The organism is Bradyrhizobium centrolobii, from assembly GCF_001641635.1.
Taxonomy (GTDB): domain Bacteria; phylum Pseudomonadota; class Alphaproteobacteria; order Rhizobiales; family Xanthobacteraceae; genus Bradyrhizobium; species Bradyrhizobium centrolobii.
The window spans coordinates 226,975-248,748 of the sequence record NZ_LUUB01000079.1 but is presented as its reverse complement, the minus strand read 5'-3'; the positions used below and the strand labels follow the sequence as shown (position 1 = coordinate 248,748).

Annotated in this window: 18 protein-coding genes; 11 read left to right on the top strand and 7 right to left on the bottom strand. The window is 64.0% G+C overall.

Annotated elements, in window-relative coordinates; all coding sequences use genetic code 11:
- Positions 1–10 precede the first annotated feature (10 nt).
- From AYJ54_RS27490 to AYJ54_RS27480, 3 genes are all read left to right on the top strand, one after another.
- Positions 11–1,819 (top strand): PHA/PHB synthase family protein, encoded by a 1,809-nt coding sequence (locus AYJ54_RS27490; protein WP_063703847.1) that lies wholly within the window; start codon positions 11–13, stop codon positions 1,817–1,819.
- Between the two features lie 63 nt (positions 1,820–1,882).
- Positions 1,883–2,281 carry an MAPEG family protein gene (locus AYJ54_RS27485; RefSeq protein ID WP_063703846.1) on the top strand — a complete coding sequence of 133 codons (399 nt, stop codon included), beginning with the start codon at positions 1,883–1,885 and terminating at the stop codon, positions 2,279–2,281.
- A 57-nt stretch (positions 2,282–2,338) separates the two neighbouring features.
- Positions 2,339–3,205, top strand: coding sequence for an ornithine carbamoyltransferase (locus AYJ54_RS27480; RefSeq protein ID WP_063703844.1), 867 nt, complete (start codon positions 2,339–2,341; stop codon positions 3,203–3,205).
- 178 nt (positions 3,206–3,383) lie between these two features.
- Here AYJ54_RS27480 and argC read toward each other — a convergent pair whose 3' ends face one another.
- From argC to AYJ54_RS27460, 4 genes are all read right to left on the bottom strand, one after another.
- Positions 3,384–4,367 carry an N-acetyl-gamma-glutamyl-phosphate reductase gene (gene argC, locus AYJ54_RS27475; protein ID WP_063703843.1) on the bottom strand — a complete coding sequence of 328 codons (984 nt, stop codon included), beginning with the start codon at positions 4,365–4,367 and terminating at the stop codon, positions 3,384–3,386.
- Positions 4,364–5,029: an FMN-binding negative transcriptional regulator gene (locus AYJ54_RS27470; protein ID WP_063703841.1), complete on the bottom strand. Its 666-nt coding sequence runs from the start codon at positions 5,027–5,029 to the stop codon at positions 4,364–4,366. The genes argC and AYJ54_RS27470 overlap by 4 nt, the downstream gene beginning before the upstream one ends.
- Positions 5,030–5,321: 292 nt before the next feature.
- Positions 5,322–7,979 (bottom strand): DUF3857 domain-containing protein, encoded by a 2,658-nt coding sequence (locus AYJ54_RS27465; protein WP_063703840.1) that lies wholly within the window; start codon positions 7,977–7,979, stop codon positions 5,322–5,324.
- Positions 7,980–8,109: 130 nt separating this feature from the next.
- Positions 8,110–8,640 (bottom strand): DedA family protein, encoded by a 531-nt coding sequence (locus AYJ54_RS27460; RefSeq protein WP_063703838.1) that lies wholly within the window; start codon positions 8,638–8,640, stop codon positions 8,110–8,112.
- A 270-nt stretch (positions 8,641–8,910) separates the two neighbouring features.
- On the opposite strand from AYJ54_RS27460, the gene parE reads away from it, so the two are divergent.
- The 4 genes from parE to AYJ54_RS27440 all read left to right on the top strand — a co-directional run bounded on the left by parE (position 8,911) and on the right by AYJ54_RS27440 (position 13,410).
- Positions 8,911–10,956, top strand: a complete 2,046-nt coding sequence (parE, locus tag AYJ54_RS27455) for a DNA topoisomerase IV subunit B (protein ID WP_063703836.1) — start codon at positions 8,911–8,913, stop codon at positions 10,954–10,956.
- Positions 10,957–11,367: 411 nt separating this feature from the next.
- Complete coding sequence (locus AYJ54_RS27450; protein ID WP_063703834.1) at positions 11,368–12,156, top strand: outer membrane protein; 789 nt, start codon at positions 11,368–11,370, stop codon at positions 12,154–12,156.
- Between the two features lie 276 nt (positions 12,157–12,432).
- Complete coding sequence (locus AYJ54_RS27445) at positions 12,433–12,618, top strand: hypothetical protein (RefSeq protein ID WP_063703832.1); 186 nt, start codon at positions 12,433–12,435, stop codon at positions 12,616–12,618.
- A 21-nt stretch (positions 12,619–12,639) separates the two neighbouring features.
- Positions 12,640–13,410: an SDR family NAD(P)-dependent oxidoreductase gene (locus AYJ54_RS27440; protein ID WP_063703830.1), complete on the top strand. Its 771-nt coding sequence runs from the start codon at positions 12,640–12,642 to the stop codon at positions 13,408–13,410.
- Between the two features lie 72 nt (positions 13,411–13,482).
- On the opposite strand, the gene AYJ54_RS27435 is transcribed toward AYJ54_RS27440, so the two are convergent.
- On the bottom strand, positions 13,483–14,253 hold the full coding sequence (locus AYJ54_RS27435) for an outer membrane protein (protein WP_063703828.1): 771 nt from the start codon (positions 14,251–14,253) through the stop codon (positions 13,483–13,485).
- A 194-nt stretch (positions 14,254–14,447) separates the two neighbouring features.
- Positions 14,448–15,707, bottom strand: coding sequence for an FAD-dependent oxidoreductase (locus AYJ54_RS27430; protein WP_082905877.1), 1,260 nt, complete (start codon positions 15,705–15,707; stop codon positions 14,448–14,450).
- Between the two features lie 139 nt (positions 15,708–15,846).
- Here AYJ54_RS27430 and AYJ54_RS27425 point away from each other — a divergent pair, with 139 nt between their 5' ends.
- Positions 15,847–16,113: a hypothetical protein gene (locus AYJ54_RS27425; protein ID WP_245329146.1), complete on the top strand. Its 267-nt coding sequence runs from the start codon at positions 15,847–15,849 to the stop codon at positions 16,111–16,113.
- Positions 16,114–16,159: 46 nt separating this feature from the next.
- Here the strand turns inward: AYJ54_RS27425 and AYJ54_RS27420 are convergent, their stop codons facing one another.
- Positions 16,160–17,683, bottom strand: coding sequence for a caspase family protein (locus AYJ54_RS27420; protein WP_063703823.1), 1,524 nt, complete (start codon positions 17,681–17,683; stop codon positions 16,160–16,162).
- Between the two features lie 198 nt (positions 17,684–17,881).
- Between AYJ54_RS27420 and AYJ54_RS27415 the strand changes: the two genes are divergently transcribed.
- The 3 genes from AYJ54_RS27415 (at position 17,882) to AYJ54_RS27405 (ending at position 21,749) form a co-directional block, all read left to right on the top strand.
- Positions 17,882–18,844, top strand: coding sequence for a helix-turn-helix domain-containing protein (locus AYJ54_RS27415; protein ID WP_063703821.1), 963 nt, complete (start codon positions 17,882–17,884; stop codon positions 18,842–18,844).
- Between the two features lie 288 nt (positions 18,845–19,132).
- Positions 19,133–20,578 carry a DEAD/DEAH box helicase gene (locus AYJ54_RS27410; protein ID WP_063703819.1) on the top strand — a complete coding sequence of 482 codons (1,446 nt, stop codon included), beginning with the start codon at positions 19,133–19,135 and terminating at the stop codon, positions 20,576–20,578.
- Positions 20,579–20,681: 103 nt separating this feature from the next.
- Positions 20,682–21,749, top strand: coding sequence for a GGDEF domain-containing protein (locus AYJ54_RS27405; protein ID WP_063703817.1), 1,068 nt, complete (start codon positions 20,682–20,684; stop codon positions 21,747–21,749).
- Positions 21,750–21,774: the final 25 nt, after the last annotated feature.

Sequence of the window (21,774 nt, the reverse complement as noted above, 5' to 3'; positions counted from 1 at the left end):
TGTCTTGGTCATGACTACCGTTACGCCCGACACGCCCACGTCTGAAAAGAAGTTCGATGCGGAAGCCTTCGCGATGAATGTCGCGCGGGCGCTGGAGAGCAGCGGCAAGGCGCTCGCCGCTTACATCAAGCCGCGCGAGAGCGGCGAGGTGCAGGATCGACCGCCGACCGAACTCACCGAAGTCGTCAAGACTTTCACGTCGGTCGCGGAATACTGGCTGTCGGACAGCTCGCGCTCCTCCGATCTGCAGACCAAGCTCGCCAAGGATTATCTCGACCTCTGGGGCGCGGCGGCGCGGCGCATGGCCGGCCAAGACGTGGCGCCCGCGATCGTGCCCTCGCCGCGCGATAAGCGCTTTGCCGATCCGGAATGGAAGTCGAACCAGTTCTTCGATTTCGTGATGCAGCTCTATCTGCTCACGACCAAATGGGCGCAGGAGCTGGTGCACGACGCCGAAGGGCTCGATCCGCACACCCGCCGCAAGGCCGAGTTCTACGTCCAGCAGGTCACCAACGCGCTGTCGCCGTCGAACTTCGTGCTGACCAATCCGGAGGTGCTGCGCGAGACGGTCGCAAGCAACGGCGAAAATCTCGCGCGCGGCCTGAAGATGCTGGCCGAGGACATCGCGGCCGGCAAGGGCATGCTGAAGATCCGCCAGTCCAATCCTGACAACCTCGTCGTCGGCGTCAACATGGCGACGACGCCGGGCAAGGTGATCTACCAGAACGAGATGATGCAGCTCATCCAGTATGAGCCGACGACCGAGAAGGTGCTGCGCACCCCGCTCCTGATCGTGCCGCCCTGGATCAACAAGTTCTACATTCTCGATCTCAAGCCGGAAAAATCCTACATCAAGTGGTGCGTCGACCAGGGCATCACCGTGTTCGTGATCTCCTGGGTCAACCCCGACAAGCGGCTCGGCAACAAGAGCTGGGAAGACTACATGAAGGAAGGCCCGCTCACGGCGATGGACGTGATCGAGAAGGCCACCGGCGAAATGAAGGTGCACACGGCGGGCTATTGCGTCGGCGGCACGATGCTTGCGACCACGTTGGCCTGGCTCGCCGAGAAGCGCCGCCAGCGCGTGACCTCGGCGACGTTCTTCGCCGCACAGGTCGACTTCACCCATGCCGGCGACCTCCTCGTTTTCGTCGACGAGGAGCAGATCGCCGCGCTCGAGCACGACATGAAGGCCGCCGGCGTGCTCGAAGGCTCGAAGATGGCGATGGCCTTCAACATGCTGCGCTCCAACGACCTGATCTGGTCCTACGTCGTCAGCAACTATCTGAAGGGCCAGCAGCCGAGCGCGTTCGACCTGCTGCACTGGAATTCCGACGCCACGCGTATGACCTCGGCGAACCATTCCTATTACTTGCGCAACTGCTATCTCGAGAACCGGCTGTCGGCCGGCACGATGGTGCTCGACAACACCCTGCTCGACCTCTCCAAGGTCAAGGTGCCCGTCTACAATCTCGCCACCCGCGAGGACCACATCGCCCCGGCCGAGTCGGTGCTCTATGGCTCGCAGTTCTTCGGCGGCCCGGTGAAATACGTCCTGTCCGGCTCCGGACACATCGCCGGCGTGGTCAACCCGCCCGCCTCGAACAAGTACCAGTACTGGACCAACGACAACATCAAGGACGCCAACGTCGCCCAGTGGATGAAGGGCGCGGTTGAGCACAAGGGCTCGTGGTGGCCGGACTGGCGCCAATGGCTGGGTGAGCTCGATCCGGAGGAGGTCCCGGCCCGCGCGGTCGGCAGCGACGCCCTGCCCCCGATCGAGGACGCGCCCGGCAGCTATGTCCGCGTTCGCGCATAGCGGAATCTCTCGCGTTTTTGTATAAGCTTTCTTCTCGGCACAGCGACCAGAGGGGACCGGGTTATGACGCGCGAATTGTTCTGGCTGACACTGACGGTGATCCTGACCGGTATTCTCTGGATCCCCTACATCATCAACCGCTGCCAGGTTCGCGGCCTCTCCGGCGCGATGGCCAATCCCTCGCGCGGTGACAAGCCGCATGCCGAATGGGCCAACCGGCTGATGTTCGCGCATGACAACGCGGTCGAGAACCTCGTGATCTTCGCGCCGCTGGTGCTGATCCTGAACGCGATCGACTATTCCACGAAATGGACCGTGTTCGCCTGCGCCGTCTATTTCTGGGCCCGCGTTGCGCATCTGATCGTCTATACGCTCGGCCTGCCGGTGTTCCGCACGCTGGCCTTCACCGTCGGCTTCCTCGCGCAGGCCGTGCTGGCGCTGGCGATCTTCAAGGTATTCTGATCTCGCGTCCCGGACGCGCTGCGTCCGGGCCCCGGCCTGTCGAGCACCGAGACCTGGATGCGTCGCGAGTTGAACCGGGACTTTCTCGAATTCCACGATCTGCGACCGGACACCGTCCTGTCGATCGTCGACCGCGCGCAGGTCCTGGCGGCAGCCTGGAACGACCGTAGCATGCCGCTGAGCCTTGCCGGCAAGCGCGTGGCTCTCATTGTCGACGACGGTGGATGGAGGAATACCACGGCCTTCGATCTCGGCGTGCAGGCAATGGGCGGCGTCTGCGTCCAGACGCCGATCAGATTCAATGTCCGCGAAACAACTGCCGATCTGGGGAAATATCTCGACAACTGGTTCGACGTCCTGATGGTGCGCACCAGGGAGCTGTCGGCGCTGCGAGAGCTTGCATCGAGCGCCGGCGCGCCGGTCGTGAATGCGAGAACGCGATCAAATCACCCCTGTGAAACGCTCGGCGATCTCGCCTATGTCAGGAGCAAGAGAGCCAGGCTCGATGGCCTGAAGGTCGTCGGCGTGTCCCCCGCCGCAAACATACTCCGCTCATGGGTTGAAGCCTCGATCGCGCTGCCGCTCCAGGTGACCCAGATCTATCCGGAAGACTGGCATATCAAGGACATCGCGAGTCCAAACTTCACCGCCACGTCCCGCCTGGATCCCTTGTTCGATGCGGACGTGATCATCACCGACTGCTGGCCTGACGGCGCGCGCGAGGATGAGCTTCTCAAATATCAGATATCGGCATCGCTGCTCGATAGATGCCGCCCCGACGTCATTTTCCTGCCCTGCCCGCCCGTGACCAGGGGCCAGGAGGTCAGCGCCGACGCGATGTCACATCCGGCCTGCCAGAGTCCGGCTGCAAAAGCCTATCTTCTGCACGCCCAGAACGCCCTGCTCGAATGGATCGTCGCATAGCCCCTTCGAGCTGGCGCACCTGCGATTTTCAAGGGACCTGAAGCCTCCAAAAGCTCCGCCGCGGCCGCCGGTGGCTTCGGTACGGGCGGTGGCCCCAACGAGACCCGTTGGGGTGGGCTCCGGCTCTGCAGCGCACCGCCGAAAGAAGCGCTGCGCTGCGTCGGGGGCACGAGGAGCTCTACTCCTCCGGCAGGCCCAGCATCAGCCGCATGTTCTGCACGGCAGCGCCGGACGCACCCTTGCCGAGATTGTCGAGCCGCGCGACCAGCACCGCCTGGTGATACTTGTCGCTGGCGAAGACGTAGAGCTCGAGCATGTTGGTCTCGTTCAGCGCCTCCGGCTCGAGCCGGCCGCCCTTGGTCGCCTCGTTCTGAAGCGGCATCACCGAGACGTATTTTGAACCGGCGTAGCGCTTTGCCAGCGCGGCCTGCAGGTCCGCGCCATCAGGCTTGCCCGGCAGCGTGTCGAGCTGCAGCGGCACCGAGACCAGCATGCCCTGCCGGTAGTTGCCGACCGAGGGGATGAAGATCGGCCGCCGCGTCAGGTTGGAGTAAAGCTGCATCTCCGGCAGATGCTTGTGCTCGAAGCCGAGACCGTAGAGCTCGAACGACGGCGCGCTGCCGTCCTCGAAACTCGCGATCATCGACTTGCCGCCGCCGGAATAGCCGCTCACCGCGTTGACGGTGACGGGATAGTCCTGAGGCAGCAGGCCGGCATCGACGATCGGCCGCAGCAGCGCGATCGCACCGGTCGGATAGCAGCCGGGATTGGAGACCTTTTTCGCGGCCTTGATCTTGCCGGCCTGGTCGGGCGTCAGCTCCGGAAAGCCATAGGCCCAGTCGGGCGCGACCCGGTACGCAGTGGAGGCGTCCAGCACCTTCGGCGCCGAGGCGCCCATGCTGTCGACCAGCGCAACCGTCTCCTTTGCGGCATCATCGGGCAGGCAGAGGATGACGAGATCCACCTCCTCCATCAGCGCCTTCTTGGCCGCGGGATCCTTGCGCTTGTCGTCGGCGATGGTCTTCACCGCGACGTCGCTCTGGAGCTTGAGCCGCTCGTTGATGCCGAGCCCGGTCGTGCCGGAGCCGCCGTCGACGAAAACGGTGGCGGGCTTCTTCGCAACGCCGGTGGTCGGTGCTTGCTTGGTATCAGCGAGGCTCATGGCGCGCTCCTTTCGAGCATGTTCGTGTCGTCTGCAAAAGCTAGCGGCCGGGTCTGCCGCATCAAGTGTGAGATCTGCTTCGCGTCGGCATCGCCGTCGCCAAGCGCGTTCGCGACCGCCGCGAAATCGGCATCCGACTTGTGCTGGTTGAGCTTGAAGCTGCCCTCGACCTCTTCAACCGTCATGACCAGACCAACGATCGCCTTCTTCATCGTCTCGAGCCGCCCGGCCGTCATCTTGGCCGACGTCCACGGCGCCTTCGGCAACAGCCAGCTCTCGAACTTGTCGCTGAGCGTGTCGATCTGCACCGACAACTCGTCGCCCGACAGCAGCCGCACCGGGCCGGTCAGGTGAACCGACTGGTAGAGCCAGGTCGGCACCTGGTCCGGCGAGACGTACCAGTCCGGCGACACATAGGCATCGGGGCCGTTGACCGCGAGCAGCCAGGACGTCGTGCCGTCCGCAAGCTTTACCAGCGGATTGTGACGGGCAACGTGAAAGGCCACGTGCGGCGTGCCGTCGTCGGCGTAGGTCAGGTAGAACGGCAGCGCGGAGGCGACCGGCTTGTGGCCGTCGAAGGCGCACATCGTGCCGAAGCCGCGCTCATCCGCGAATTTGAGGCTGGCGGCGCGGTCCTGCTTGAAAAAGGGTGGCGTGTACATCGTGGTCTCCTGCTGGGCCTCCTCTGGGGAGCCGCCGGATCAGATCGCGCTGACAGGAGAGAGAATGCCGCGGATCGGATCCAGCGGCAAAGACGATGATCTCAAACGCGATCGACCGCCCAAACCGCTAAGCTGCGGCGGCGGCGACGGGCGAACAGGATGGTCGCGGCGTTGATCATGGCGCGCGGCTATAAGGCCATATCGGCCGAACGTCAAGGTTTTGGAACCGTTGTTCGAGGCCTGGATCCGGAGTACACGGCGAGCGCAAGCGGCCGGCGTCCCGTTGCTGTCGTTACCATCTGGCTAGGCCGAGACGGCCGAAGAGCGTTTCCCAAAAGGAACCTCCGCGGGTCAGCTCGTACAAATGAGCGCTTGCCTGCCCGTTTCCGAGATCGGACGCCTTGCTGTACCACTTGATCGCCTGCCGGGTATCCTTGGCCACACCCGTGCCGCTCTCATACGCCCACCCCAAATTGTATTGGGCCAGCCCGTCGTTCTGTTCGGCGGCCTTGCGCAGCAGCGATATGCCCTTGGCGAAATCCTGCGGCACGCCTTCGCCCTTGATGTGCAGGAGGGCGAGGTTCGTCTGCGCGAACGTCAATCCCTGGTCAGCTGCCTTCGAAAACAGATCGAAAGCCAGCGCATAGTCCTGGGGAACACTGCGTCCGTCCCGGTACATGGCCGCAAGGCGGGACTGGCTATAGGCGTTGCCCTGATCCGCGGCCTTGGCGTACCAGTCGGCCGCCTGCTTCTCGTCCCGAGCTGTTCCCAGGCCCATCTCGTAGACGTAAGCAAGATTCTCCTGGCCGTAGGCATCGCCCTGTTCGGCCGACAAGCGAAACCATTTGATCGCCTCCGCGCTGTCGCGCTTCGTTCCGCTTCCGTCCCGGTACATCGCCCCCAGATAGGACTGCGCACGTGCGCTGCCGATTTCGGCCAGCGGCTTCAACCGCTCCATCGCGCGTTCGAAATCATGGGCGAGATATGCGCTCACGCCGTCCCTGAAGTCGGCGCCAACGTCGATGACGGAGGCCCCCGCTTTCGGGGTCAGGCCGATCAGCCCGTATTTGAACTCGTCGAGCTTATCAAACCCCTTCTCGATTGCGGGGGCAAACTCCGCCGGGCAGACCGGCGCATCGAGCGTCAGGCGAAGAACGGCATTGGAGCGAATGGTTCGGCCATCGAGGTCAATCGTGCCGCTGACCTCGATCCGGCCGTGCACGGCTCCATAGCCCGTCCGCCCTTCGAACGTGGCCGAATAGGCGACGGGTGCCGGTTTCTCGTAGAAGAAGATGTTCTCGGGGACCGTGAGCGAAGCGGCCTCGCGGTATTCCATCGGCCGGCAAACGAAGGGCCGGCCGTTCGTCTGGCGGGCAGCCAACCGCAGCAACGGTCGCCTTGGATCAGTCAACGGCAACACCCTGACGCGCGCAGGCCGATCGAGATCGACGGCCTTGCTGATCTGAAACGTCGACGTGATAGCGTAGTCGTCCGTCAGGTCGCGCGGATTTGGATAGGTGTAGTCGCCGGTGCCGGTCAGGCCGGCCTGCTCGATCAGGCGCTTGGCGGTCATCTGCCGGTCTGCATCATCCAGTCCTTGTGCGACCACGCGTCCCAGTTGCGCGCCGACGCCAGCGCCGGACAGGATCGACCGTGCCTCGCGTTTCCCATCCTTGCCGAGGACGTAGTCCGTTTCCGCAGCTAGGCGGAAGCGTGCCGGGTCGATCATGGGGATGCGTCCCATAGTGCCCTTGTCGATGTTGAGGGCCGGCTTGCCCGCGAGATCCGGCGGCAGGGAGCCGAAGGCAAAGAGTGAGGCGGTCGGATCGAGATACTGGTCGATCTCCGGGACATAGGCGATCGCGTGATCGAAATTCGGCGTGGCAATTTCGGTGAGCGTGTACCTTGCGTCCGAGTTCACTGCGACCAAATTTGCCTCTATGCCCTGGGCAGCAAGCAATGCCTTGAACAGCGTCGCATGCGCCTTGCAATCGCCGTAGCGCGACGCAAGCACGGCCGAGGCCGGCTGTGACGTCCAGCCGCCGTCCTCCAGTCCAATTCCGACGTAGCGGATGTTGCGGGCCACCCAATTGTAAATGCGCTCGATCTTCGCGCGTGAGCCGACGGCGTCGCCGGCGATCTCCCGCGAGAGTCTCGTGATCTTCTCGTCCGGTCGCGCCATGAGCGCGTTGCGGGCGTTCAGCGTCGCCGCGAAAGCGGAATAGTCGGCAAATGTGCTCACCTCGAAACGCGCGGCATATGAGAGAGCCTCATCGTCGATCTGGCCGGGTCTCGGCGCGTCGTGCCGGAAATGCACGCGATGGACGATTCGATCGTTTACCCTCTCTTCCCGATGCTCGACATTGCGCAGTGCGATCCGCAGCGGCCTGGATGCCGGTCCGTCCACGATCACTTCGAGCAATTCGGGCGGTTGGCTCGCCGGCTCGCTCCAAAACCGCGCAAACTCGCCTGCAAATCTCGCCTGCTTCGCCTTGTAGATCAAACGCCCGCGGATGCTGTCGCCGGGAGCAACGTGCGGAAAGGCGATGATCCTGTCGCGAACCTCGTCGAAATAGGGCGAAGAGGAATCTGTCGAGGCCGGTTGATCGCGGATGGCACGCTCGTCGACCGCGACCACGCTGCCATCTGCCTTGAGGGTGGCAAGCGACGTTGACGACAAATCGTCAAAATAGCTGTTGTACTGAAAACTCTGCTGCGCGATCGCCTCGGCGCCCTTCTCGTCGAGCGCCTTGATCTCGAACTCGAAAACCTCGGTGCTCAGCCCTGTCTCATCGAATGTAACGGTATGGCGCGCCACCGTTCGCCGCCAACCCGCGTCGATCCAGCCGGGCTTCGTATCCGAGCCGGATGATTCAGCGGCATACGATGTCATGCATGGCGACGAGAGGAGCAGCATCGCCAGGAAGGCTGAATAAATTCGTACGATCATCTATTGAGCGCTCGGCCAACCAAGTCCGCAGCTCAACTAGCAGGCGAAACTTACCAGCGACACTCTCAGAAACAACGCCTTTTAAGTTTCTTCTGCCCGGGCGATCCGTTGGGGGGCGAGCCGGGCCCAATCACACCAAGCGCCAGATCCATTCCATGACCTTCGCGATCACGTCGCCGAACAGCAGCAGAGCCGCCGCCCAGACCAGCGCGGAAATGAAATTGGCGGCCTGGAAGCTCCAATAGGGCATCTCGAAAATGCCGGCGGCGAGCGGCACAGAGGCGCGCAACGGACCGAAGAATCGGCCGATGAAGATGCTGGGCACGCCCCAGCTGCGCACAAAGGCCTCGCCCTTGGGGAGGATTTCCGGATAGCGCGACAAGGGCCACATCTGGGCGACCTGTTCCTTGTAGCGATAGCCGAACCAGTAGGAGACCCAATCGCCGAGGGCGGCGCCGAGGCTGCCGGCAATCCAGACCGGATAGAAGCTGATGCCGCTGGCTCCGATCAGCGCGCCGATCGCCACCAGCGCGCCCCAGGCCGGGATCAGGAGCGAGATGAAGGCCAGCGACTCCCCGAAGGCCAGCAGGAACACGATCGGGGCGGCCCAGACCTGGTGGACACGCACGAAATCGGCCAGTGCGTGCGCAAACTGCTCCATTCCAGATAGCTCTCCCGCCCCGTAAGGTCCTGTCAGATGGAAAAGACTGGTAAGCCAAGGGCTTGCGTGACATCAAGTCACAAAGCCCGGCCGGACGTGGACGGGACCGTCAAATTGCCGCGAATTGGTGGGCGCCGGCGTAAAATCGCCGGGATTAGCTCCCAACCCCACCGCCAGGCCGGCCTTGCGGTCACCTTTTCCGGGCCAGCCGTGGCATAGTCAGGCCAACCGATTCGCCGCCTGCGCGGCCCCCAAAACGCATCAAGATATATGTCCAAGCAGTTGAAAACGAAAACAAAAGACGATCTGTTCAACGGTAACGAGCCGAAGCCTCGCGCCCCGGCGAAGGCCGCATCACGGGCAAGCGGCGGCGAAGCCGAATACACGGCCGCCGACATCGAGGTGCTGGAAGGCCTGGAGCCGGTCCGGCGCCGGCCCGGCATGTATATCGGCGGCACCGACGAGAAGGCGCTGCATCACCTCTTCGCCGAAGTCATCGACAACTCGATGGACGAGGCGCTGGCGGGCCATGCGACCTTCATCGAGGTGGACTTAAGCGCGGACGGGTTCCTGACCGTCACCGACAACGGTCGCGGCATCCCGGTCGATCCGCATCCGAAATTCCCCAAGAAGTCAGCACTCGAAGTCATCATGTGCACGCTGCACTCGGGCGGCAAGTTCGACTCCAAGGTCTATGAGACCTCGGGCGGTTTGCACGGCGTCGGCATCTCCGTTGTGAACGCCCTCTCCTCGCGCCTCGAGGTGGAAGTCGCGCGCAGCCAGAAACTCTATCGCATGACGTTCGAGCGCGGCCACCCGAAGGGCAAGCTCGAGGACCTCGGCAAGGTCAACAACCGCCGCGGCACGCGCGTGCGCTTCAAACCGGACACCGACATCTTCGGCGCCAAGGCCACGTTCAGGCCACAGCGCCTGTTCAAGATGACGCGCTCGAAGGCGTATCTGTTCGGCGGCGTCGAGATCCGCTGGAATTGCGCGCCCGAACTGCTCAAGGGCGTCGAGGACGTGCCGGCGGAAGCGACGTTCCACTTCCCCGGCGGCCTGAAGGATTATCTCGCCGCCGCGATCCACGCCGACACGCTGGTGCATCCCGACATCTTCTCCGGCAAGTCGGGCCGCAACGGCGCGCACGGCGCCTGCGAATGGGCCGTCGCCTGGACCGCGGATGCCGACGGCTTCCTGTCGTCCTACACCAACACCGTGCCGACGCCCGATGGCGGTACGCATGAGTCTGGCCTGCGAAGTGCGCTGCTGCGCGGCCTGAAGGATCACGCCGAACGCGTCGGCCAGGGCAAGCGCGCGGCCTCCGTCACCTCGGAAGACGTGATGGTCGGTGCGGCCGTGATGCTCTCGGTCTTCGTGCGCGAGCCTGAATTCCAGGGCCAGACCAAGGATCGTCTCGCCACCGCCGAAGCGCAGCGCATCGTCGAACAGGCGATGAAGGATCCGTTCGACCACTGGCTCTCGGGCAATCCGAACCAGGCCAACAGGCTCCTCGACTTCGTGATCGATCGCGCCGAGGAGCGCCTGCGCCGCCGCCAGGAGAAGGAGACCGCACGCAAGACCGCCGGCAAGAAGCTTCGCCTCCCCGGCAAGCTCGCGGACTGCACCGACGCCGGCACCGAAGGCTCCGAGCTCTTCATCGTCGAGGGTGACTCGGCCGGCGGCAGCGCCAAGCAGGCGCGCGATCGCAAGACGCAAGCCGTGCTGCCGCTCCGCGGCAAGATCCTCAACGTCGCCTCAGCCGGCAAGGACAAGTTGACGGCGAACGCCCAGCTCTCCGATCTCGTGCAGGCGATCGGCTGCGGCCAGCTTGCGCATTATCGCGAAGAGGATCTGCGCTATCAGCGCATCATCATCATGACCGACGCCGACGTCGACGGCGCACACATCGCTTCACTGCTGATCACCTTCTTCTACCGGCAGATGCCGCGGCTGATCGATGAGGGCCACCTCTTCCTGGCCGTGCCGCCGCTCTACAAGCTCACCCACGGCTCCAAGTCGGTCTACGCCCGCGACGATGCGCACAAGGAGGCGCTGCTCAAGAGCGAGTTCAACGCCAATGCCAAGGTCGAGGTGAATCGCTTCAAAGGCCTCGGCGAGATGATGCCGGCGCAGCTCAAGGAAACCACCATGGACCCGAGCAAGCGGACGCTGCTGAAGGTGGTGCTGCTCGCCGACGATCGCGACACCACGGCGGATTCGGTCGAGCGCCTCATGGGCACCAAGGCCGAGGCGCGCTTCGCGTTCATCTCGGACAAGGCCGAGTTTGCCAACGAAGAGCTGCTCGACGTCTGAGCAGCTTCCTGACATCACGCGCAAAGCCCCTGGCCTCGGGCCGGGGCTTTGCTTTTTGCACGGCAACATCGCGGCCGTTGGCAGCCCAGAATCGAATCGCCGCGACTCGGCCAATGGGCTGGTTGGCCCCAAGGTGGAGCACGCCTTGCCTTCATTTCGGACAAGGCCGAATTTGCTAACGAGACATTACCGAAATTCCAGGTCCGAGATTTCCCGCAACGCATTGAAATTATGCGATTTTTAATGGGCCAGGCAACGACGCCCCAAATCCCTGCCGGCTGGTCTTTTCCGGCGACTGTGCCTGCCCGGCAACAGCATTTTGGCAGGAACCGTCTATAGTCCGGGCATCAGATCACACGGACTTCAGCGCGCTCGCGCCTGCCGGACAGACCTAAGGTTGGGGATTTCAACATGAAGAAGATTTTGCTCGCTCTGACCGCGGTTGCGGCGATGACGGGCTCGGCCTCGGCGGCCGACCTTGCGGCCCGCCCCTACGTGAAGGCCCCGGCCCCCGCGCCGGTTGCCAACTGGACCGGCTTCTACGTCTTCGGTGGCGGCGGCGGCGGCGTCTCGGCTTCTGACCAGTCCGTCCAGAGCACGGTCGGCCAGATCCCGCTCACGATCACCCAACGTCAGGGTGGTTCGGGCTGGTTCGGCACCGTCGGTCTCGGCTACGACTGGCAGTTCAGCGGCACCTGGGTCGCCGGCGTGTTCGCTGACGGTCAGTTCGGCAGCATCCGCGCCACCGTGCAGGATCCGATCGCCGGCATCACTGGCAACCAGAAGCTGGAAGACTCCTGGGCTGCTGGTGTTCGCCTCGGCTGGCTGGTCGCTCCGAACGTTCTCTCCTACGTCAACGGCGGTTACTCGGGCGCTCACTTCGGCAGCACGAACTTCCTGACGCTCGCTGGCGCTCCCACCGGTATCCACCTCAACGGCTTCAACCGCAACGGCTGGTTCATCGGTGGCGGCGTGGAAAACAACCTGAACATCTTCGGCATCACTGCGCCGGGCTGGTTCATGAAGACCGAGTATCGTTCGGCCTTCTACAACGCGAAGAACCAGACCGAGCTGGACAACGTCACCAATCTCCCGGCCATCACGGGTCACGACATCCGCGCCAACAGCTGGAACCAGACGATCTCGACCTCGCTAGTCTATCGCTTCAACTGGACCGGCCCGGTCGTCGCGAAGTACTGATCCGGCGTAAATCGCCAGACGTCAAAGCCCCGGCATCGTCCGGGGCTTTTTCGTTTTGGACATCTCAGCGGCTGACGCTCACCCTTGAGCGCTCCGTACGCGCCGACGAGCTGCGCCTCGATCGCCGCCCAATCGGCGCGCCGCGCTGCGACCGCCGGCATTGTATCCGCACCGAAGCTACGGTTAGTCTGCGCCCAAGTTTTCGCGGCGACGGCCGGACGATGCGCAATCGTTCCTGCCGCAACGCGACAGAAGCGGACTGATGGGGAGGACACGATGCGCAGATTTCTGCTGATCGCAGGCCTGTTTGCCCTCGCCGTCGGCTTGCTCTGGATCGGACAAGGCACGGGCATCATCGCCTGGCCCCGATCGAGCTTCATGATCGACCAGCTGCAATGGGCCGGCTATGGCGCAGCCATGGCCGGCTTCGGGCTGGTCCTGATCTGGCAGAGCAACCAATAGAAGAAACGAGGGAATAAAAGCATGACAACCAGTCGGTTCGATCTCCGCGGCAAGGTCGCGGTCGTCACGGGAGGCAATGGCGGTATCGGCCTCGGAATGGCCCGCGGGCTCGCCGACGCCGGGGCCGACATCGCCGTCGTCGGACGCAACGAAGCGAAGTCGAAAGCGGCGGTCGAAGAGCTCAAACAGCGCGGCGTCAAGGCCATCGCCGTCGCGACCGACGTCACTGACAAAGCCGCGATCGAAGCCATGGTCGCGCGCGTCGTGAAGGAGCTCGGCCGCATCGACATCCTCGTCAACAACGCTGGTATGAGCATCCGCAAGCCGCCGCACGAGCTCGAGCTCGACGAATGGAGCAAGGTGATCGACACCAACCTCACCAGCGCCTTCCTGTGCTCCAAGGCCGCCTACCCCGCGCTGAAGGCATCGGGCAGCGGCAAGGTGATCAATATCGGCTCGATGATGTCGATCTTCGGCGCGAGCTTTGCGCCGGCCTACGCGGCCAGCAAGGGCGGCATCGTGCAGTTCACGCGCGCCTGTGCCAACGCCTGGGCGCCCGACAACATCCAGGTCAACGCCATCCTGCCCGGCTGGATCGACACCGACCTCACGCGCGGCGCGCGCCAGCAGGTCGCCGGTCTCTACGAGCGTGTGCTCGCGCGCACGCCAGCCGCACGCTGGGGCGCGATCGACGATTTTGCCGGCATCGCTGTGTTTCTGGCATCACCCGCATCGGACTTCGTCACCGGCACTGCGATTCCCGTCGATGGCGGCTTCTCGGTGATGGCGTAAGATCGCTGCGTGCAATGAAAAAAAGCCCCGGGCAGCGCCCGGGGCTTTGCTTCGGTCTTGACGTTGCGCAGCTCAGTAGCGCGCGATGACCGGCGCGTCGAACTTGTAGCTCGCACGGACGACAGCCCACTGAATGTCGCGCGGCTTCGCATCGAACGTGTAATTACCTGCGGTGCCGCCGAGCTGATAGGTCTGGCTGCCGAAGGCCGCGTAGTTGTACTCGAGGCCGACGATCCAGTTGCGGGTGATGCCGTATTCCCAGCCGGCACCGACGGTCCAGCCGTTGGCCCAGTGGGTCTGACCGCCCGAGCCCGTTGCCGGTCCGACCGTGTCACTGACGTTGAGACGGTTGTTCACGCCGGCATAGCCGCCCTTGATGTAGAAGAGGTTGTTCTGCACGGCGAAGCCGGCGCGGCCGACAATCGTCGCGAGCACGTTGGCGCGCCAGGTGAAGACATCGTCAGCCGCGCCGAACGCGGTGTTGACGACCGTACCGTGGTTGTCCAGCCCGGAGATCGTGCCTTCCATGCCGAACACGTAGTTGTTGGCCTGCCAGTTGTAGCCGATCTGGGCACCGCCCATGACGCCTGATCCACGCTGACGATAGCCCTGCCCCGGCGTCAGATCGCCGAACGCGGCACCGGTCCCGTTGTTGATGAACTGCTCGTTGGTCCAGGCGCCGCCGATGTGGCCGCCGACATAGAAGCCGGTCCAGTTGAAGAGCGGCTCGATATAGGCGGGCGCCTTGGTGTAGGGCCGCGCGGCAAGATCAGCGGCGGAAGCAGCGCCAGTCGAAACGAGCGCGGTCGTGCAGGCAAAAGCAGCAATCAATTGGGAACGCATGGTACACCCCTTGTCCTCGATGGGCGCACGCTCACATGCAGTTCTTACTAAAATTGGAATCAACCGATCGGGCGTGTCGGGATTCGCTTTTCGACACTTCGAATCTGCTCGGGCTGTTGCAGCAGCGCAACGCGCGGCGATGGCTTTAATGCGCTGTTATCCCTACCGAATTCTTGTTTGCTCAACGCTTGCGATCACGACGTTTGCGCGGCTTTGGAATGCACATGTTCAGGACGGATGCCGAGCGCGAGCAGGCGCGCCGGAATGCCCTGGAGCCACGGCAGCGCCGTGATCAGACGAATGATCAACGGCACCTTCAGCGGCTGGTTGCCGGGCTTCAAGGCACCGCTGATGATGTGGTTCTGCACGACCACCTGCATCGCCTGCGTCATCTTCACCGGAAATTCGCGCCGAGCGCGCACGGCGTCGAGCTCCTCCTCGGACGGACAACCCCGACTGATCCTGTCGGCCAGGAGGTTCGCGGTCGCGACCGCGTCCTGCACGGCGAGATTGACACCGACGCCACCGACCGGTGACATCGCATGCGCGGCATCACCGATGCAGAGAAGCCCCGGCCGCGTCCAGCGCTTCAGCCGATTGATCGCGACGGTGAGCAGCTTGACGTCGTCAAAGCTCTTCACGTCGGCAATTCCGGAGCGGAGGATCGGCGCCATACGCACGACGTCGTCGAGCAGCGCCTGCAATCCCTTCGCCTTCACGGCCTCATACTGTCCCTTGGCGATGACATAGGCGCATTGCCAGTAGTCGCCGCGGTCGAAGGTGACCATCATCTTGCCAGGCTCGATGCGCGCGAACAGGTTCTCGGTCTCGTTCGCCCTGCGGCCGACGCGGAACCACAGCACGTCCATCGGTGCACCGATTTCCTCGACGGTGAGGCCCGCGCGCTCGCGCACGATCGAATGCCGGCCGTCGCAGGCGATGGTGATATCCGCTTCGATGTCGATCGGCCCCTCGGGCGTTGTCGCGCGCACGCCGGTGACCGTCTCGCCGCGGCGGATCAGATCGACAGCCTCCGTGCTCATCATCACCTTGAGCGAAGCGAAGCGCTCGCCGGCCTCACGCAGGAAATTCAGAAAGTCCCATTGCGGCATGAAGGCGATGAAAGGATATTTGGTGTGGAGCCGGCTGAGATCGGCGATCCGCACGTGCGTACCGCCGAACAGGCCTTCCATCTTCTGCAGGCGTTGATGCGGCAGCGTCAGGAAGCCGTCGATCAGCCCGAGTTCGTCCATCACCTCGAGCGTCGAGGGATGCACGGTGTCGCCGCGAAAGTCGCGGAAGAAATCCGCATGCTTCTCCAGCACCACGACATCGACGCCGGCGCGCCCCAGGAGATAGCCAAGCATCATGCCGGCGGGCCCCCCGCCAACGATGCAGCAGCGGACTTTGAGGGTGCGACCTTCGAGCGGCTGTTGCGACGTGCCTGGTTCCACGATCAGCTCTCCGCTAAGACTTTAGTCCTCATCGCACCGCAGCGAACCGGAATTGATTTGCCGCTGTCGCGAATGACCAGTAATTAGGCCGCAGAATACTACCGATTTCAGGATTGTCGCGTTGCGCACGATACTTCTATTGGTCGGCGTCTGGATATTGATCAACGTGCTTTTTGTCGTGGTCATGCTCCCGCCGCGCAAGCCGCGAAAATCGGATCCAGGAGAGCCCGGTCTGCTTGCCCCGGTGCGGGTCGACCAGAACACCCATCCGTTGGAGGAGCAGGACAAAACCTTGTTCCGCCACGTCATCATCTCGATCGCCCTGGGTGCGTTCTTTTCGCTCGCGCCGCTTTTGATGGAGGCGATCGACTCCATCAAGAGCTTCATCAGGAAGCATCGCGAATAGCGGCTGCCCGCAGAGGAGACGCTCAACTCGGGGCGTCAGTGCACGCTCAATTGTTGCTGCGGTTCGCCGTGCGGAAGCTCTTGATCTCCGAGACGCTGCCGTCGCGATAGGTCAGCTCGACCGAGATGAACTGCGTGGCCGGCGCGAGCTTCATGTAGAGCGGCATGCCGGCCGTGATCGCGCTGGGATCGCGCATGTCGCAAGCCGGCATCTTCAGCACCTGATTGGGCACGGCCGTGTCGATGCCGATGCGGACCTCGCGGATCGCGCAGCGATACGACACGAGATGCGTGTAGTAGACGAGCAGCCCGTTGAACTCGCGGAACGACAGCCAGCTCGTCGCGGTCATGTCGAGGATCTTGCGCTGGTCGCGGATCAGCGCAGCCTCGGGATCGAACTTGATCGGGAACGGACCCTGCATGTCGCCGGATTGATCGACATAGCGGACCTCGATCGTGCCGGACTGTGCGTCGGCAGGCAGCTCGATCGACGGGTTCGGCATCCGCTTGCGCGTGCGCGGATCGAGCGTGTCGATGAAACCGGTCTCGCGGAAGTCGCCGCCGCCGGCCATGCGCCAGGAAATTCCGAGCGTCGGATCGGCGAAGGAGAACACCACGGTCCAGCCGCCATTGTGACGCGAGAAGCTCGCGATCGGCGCGTTGGTGGATTCCTCCTTCGGCACGCGCGGCACCGACACCGGCGGCAGCGCCGCGACTTTCTGCGGCGGCGGTTCGGCCGGCCGGGCAGCTGCGGCGGCCACATCCTTCGCCGGGCCGCTCAGGAAGACGTCATCGACCATCTGGTCGAAATAGACCGGCACCTGCTTGTGCTTGACGGTCTCGGCCATCTCGCTGACGAGACGGCGGGTCCGCTGCGCCACCTGCACGAGGTTCTCGCCGGGCTGCAGCAGCTCTTTCGCGAAAGTGCGGGTGAACACCGAATTGGGATTGGCATCGTCGTTGGAGAGGCGATCGAGCGCGGTCTGGCGGGGACCTGCCGAGAACACCGAGAACACGCCCTCGGGCAGCTGCGTCATCGGCGCAAGCCCTCCGCCGCCGGCAACGGCGCGCGTGCCGGCACGCTCGAACGGATTGTTGCGGCAGGCGTCGAACACCAGGATCGAGGTCCGCGCCTTCTTGTTCTGAAGCCGCTCGATGATGCGGTCGGCCAGGATGGAGGCGTCGCGGACCAGCTCTTCCTGGCCCTCGGTCGCCGCCGGCACGTCGGTCGGCAGCAGAAAGTTCTGGCCCGCGATCTCGAAGCCGTGGCCGGCATAGAAGAAGAACGCGGTGTCGCCGGGCTCGATCGCCTTGTCGAAAGCGAGCAGCGTCTCGGAGAACTGCTGCCGGTTCTGGTTTTCAGCGACCATCACCGCGAAGCCGAGCTGCTTCAGCGTGTCGCCCATCGTGCGGGCGTCATTGACGGCCTTCAGGAGTTTCGGAACGTTCTTGTAGTCATTGTTGCCGACGACGAGCGCGACGCGCTTTTCGGCGTAGGCGACACTAGCGAAGCCGCTCAGGCTGGCCGCAAGGCCAAGCGCCGCCAAGATTCTGAAAAGCCGACGTGCCATCGAAATCCCCGTTGCGGGAAGGCTCCCCGACCGGTTCCATCGACCGGCCCTTTGCCCCTGCCGCTGCTGATGTCATAGTCGGCCGAGTGGCGGCGGCGGTTCAACAGGCAGGACAGCCCGCCGCGTCATATGACCTATGGCAGATTCTGGCGGAATCTGCTTTTTCTTTGTCGATTCCGTTTGAGGCCGGGGATTGCCGTGTATCGCTGGTGCACCGACGAGGTCGAACCGCACGAACGCTTCGACTACTGGCGCGAGGTCCGCGCCAAGGGACTGTTCGGCGTCACGGCGGAGCTCGAGCGCGAACGGCGCGCGGACTTTTTCGGCGAGTTCTCGCTGCGTCAGCTCGGCGGCGCCGGCTTCGTCGAGCTCAAGGCCTCGCCCTACACCGTCGAGCGCAGCAAGGCGGACATCGCCTACGCGCCGGGTGACAGCGTGTGCGTCTATCAGCAGCTCGGTGGCGGCGGCTGGTTCGGCGGCATGCGCGGCAGCGATTTCGCGATCCCCAATGGCAGCTTTGCCACCAGCCATACCGACCTGCCCTACCGCACCGTGCCGCTCGGAGCCGCCGGATTCCACCTGCGGATCCTGAAGGTCCCTGTCGGCGGCATTCCCACCCAGGACCGGCGCATGCGCGAGCTTGTGCCGAAGACCTTCAACGATCCCGCCCTGGCCCCCCTGCTCAACTCCTGCTTTGCCGATCTCGGCGAGACCGCCGGGGACGACGGATCGCCCGAGACCACGACGCTCGTCCAGGCGTTGGCGCATCTGGCGCTGATCGAGCGTGGTATCGTCGGCCCGGGCAGCCGGCGTGGCCAGGCCGCGCTGCGGACCGCCCGCCTGTCGCTGGCGCGCCGCCTGATCGCGCAGCATCTGAAAAACCCGGACCTGACGCCGGCGATGGTGGCGGACCTGCTCGGCGTCTCCGTACGCCACCTGCACATGCTGTTCGAGATGGCCGAGAAGAGCTTCTCGCAGACCGTGACGGACGAACGACTGAAGCAGAGCCGCCGCCTGATGCGCGAAGCGCCGGAGCGGCTGATCGCGGATATCGCTACGGCCTGCGGCTTCGAGAGCCTGGCGACCTATTACCGGGTGTTCAATGCCGCCTACGGCATGGCCCCCGGTGATTTCCGGGCCCAGGGCTCCGAAGGGCGCTGACGGTTCCCGCCGGACCGGCTGGCAGAGGCGGAAAAGCCGAGCCGCGCCCGCAATTTGAGCAAAAACCTTAGGGTTTTTAGGGTCTTCCCGCGCCTGCTCCATTGACTTTGGCCGATTCCACCCTATGTTCCGGTCGACGCGGCTCGGTGTCGAAGAGCGATTCCTGAGCCTGGCGCTTTGTTCGCGTAAGTCAGCACCCCCAGCTTCCTTGAGAGCGCGCCGTTTCGGGGTGGAGCGCGGCAGCCTTTTTACCCTCGATTCCGAACGGCGGTTTCGACCAGAGGCTCAATGTCCTTTTCAAATCTCGGACTATCCGAAAAAGTCCTCGCCGCAGTGGCGGCCACCGGTTACACCAACCCCACCCCCATTCAGGAACAGGCGATCCCCCACGTGCTCGCTCGGCGGGACGTCCTCGGCATCGCCCAGACCGGCACCGGCAAGACCGCGGCCTTCGTGCTGCCGATGCTCACCATCCTCGAGAAGGGGCGCGCCCGGGCGCGCATGCCACGCACGCTGATCCTGGAGCCGACCCGCGAGCTCGCGGCGCAGGTCAAGGAAAACTTCGACCGCTACGGCGCCGGGCAGAAACTCAACGTCGCGCTCCTGATCGGCGGCGTCTCTTTCGGCGACCAGGATGCCAAGCTGATGCGGGGCGTCGATGTCCTGATCGCAACGCCGGGCCGCCTGCTCGACCACACCGAGCGCGGCGGCCTCCTGCTCACCGGCGTCGAACTGCTCGTCATCGACGAAGCCGACCGCATGCTGGACATGGGCTTCATTCCCGACATTGAACGCATCTGCAAGCTCGTCCCCTTCACGCGGCAGACCCTGTTCTTCACCGCGACCATGCCGGCCGAGATCCGGCGCATCACCGAGGCTTTCCTGCACAATCCGCAGAAGGTCGAAGTTTCCAAGCCCGCCACCACCGCCGTCACCGTCACGCAGTCCCAGGTCCCCGCAGGTCGCGAGGCGCATGAGAAGCGCGAATTGCTCCGCCGCCTGCTCCGCGAAGCCAAAGACCTCAAGAACGCGATCATCTTCTGCAATCGCAAGCGCGAAGTCGCCATCGTTCACAAGTCACTTCAGAAGCACGGTTTTAGCGTCGGCGCGCTACACGGCGACATGGACCAGCCGGCCCGCATGGCGGCGCTGGATCAGTTCCGCAAGGGTGAGCTGCCGCTGCTGGTTGCTTCCGACGTCGCCGCCCGCGGCCTCGATATTCCCGAAGTGAGCCACGTCTTCAATTTCGACGTTCCCCATCATCCCGACGATTACGTTCACCGCATCGGCCGCACCGGCCGCGCGGGCCGCACCGGCACCGCGATCTCGATCGTGACGCCGCTCGACCAGAAGTCGATCGCCGCGATCGAAAAGCTGATCGGCCAGAGCATTCCGCGCGCCGAAGGCGATTACGAAGTCCACACTGATGCAGCCGAGCAGAGCGAGCGCCCGCGCGAGCAGCGCGGCCGCGAACGCTCCCGCGGCGGCCGCGGCAAATCGGCGCGCGGTCAACAGCGCAGCCACGAACCGCGCAGCGAAGCGCGTCACGATTCCGAACCCAGGCATGCGCCCGAGCCGCGTCGCGGTTCGCGTCAACAGCCCCACGCCTCGCACGTGCCGTCGATCGGCCGACCGGAACCGCGCCGCCAGCGCGAGGTCGACACCGAGCCCGGCGATCACTCGCATCTCCCCGCGTTTCTGCTGCGACCGGTACGCTCGCCCGCGGGCGCGTAAGGAACGGCCGTTTACCGGCCGTTCACGATCGTCCGTTAGCCTACGAACATAATTTAAGCATTGCAGCGATCGGCCGCGCACCGATCGCCGTGGGGAATGTTCAGTGGTCAACGTGCTCGACGAACACGAACGCACGATGGCGTTCGCCGAGGTGGCGCTCGGTCAGATCCGGTCACTTCGACAAACTGCAATCCCCCGCAATTACGAGATCTGGTACGTCTACGCCACGGGCTATAACGCGCCGCTGAACAAGATCATCAACGAGACGCTGGCGCGCAACGGCAAGCTGACCGAAGCCGATCTCGAGCAGATCTACGAGACCTATCTCTCCCACATCAAGACGACCGACCGCATCGACAAGGTCGGCGCGCGCGTCATCGGCGAGATTGACGACGTGGTGACGGTGCTGAGCGAAGCGCTAGGCATGACCAGCTCTTACGATGCCAGCCTGTCGGGCGCGGCGGAAAAACTGTCGTCGGCCACGAGCCGCGAGCAGATCAAGTCGATCGTCGAGACGCTGGTGCGATCGACCCGCGAGATGCGCGAGACCAACAAGGCGCTCGAAGACCGGCTGTCGCTGTCGAAGAACGAGATCAGCAATCTCCAGCAGAGCCTGGAGGCGATCCGCGCCGAGAGTCTGACCGATCCGCTCACGGGCCTGGGAAATCGCAAATATTTCGACCGCATGATCGGCATGGCCGTGCAGAGCGCGCTCGCCTCGGGCGAACCGTTGTCGCTGCTGCTGCTCGACATCGACCATTTCAAATCGTTCAATGATTCCTACGGCCATCTCACCGGCGATCAGGTGCTGCGCCTGGTCGGCCTGTCGCTGAAGCAGACCATCAAGGGCCAGGACATCACCGCTCGCTACGGCGGCGAGGAGTTCGCGGTCGTGCTGCCCAACACCTCGCTGCGCCAGGCCCTCACGGTTGCCGATCACATCCGCCGCGCCGTAATGGCGAAGGAATTGAAGAAGAAATCCACCGGCGAGATCCTCGGCCGCGTCACCATTTCCGTCGGCGTCTCCATGCTCAAACCGGGCGACGACACCGACTCCCTGATCGAGCGCGCCGACGCCTGCCTCTACGCCGCCAAGCGCAACGGCCGCAACCGCGTGATCTGCGAGGCCGATCCGGAATATGCGATCGAGACGCACAACAGGGTGGCGTAATCAGCCGTAGGGTGGACAAAGGCGC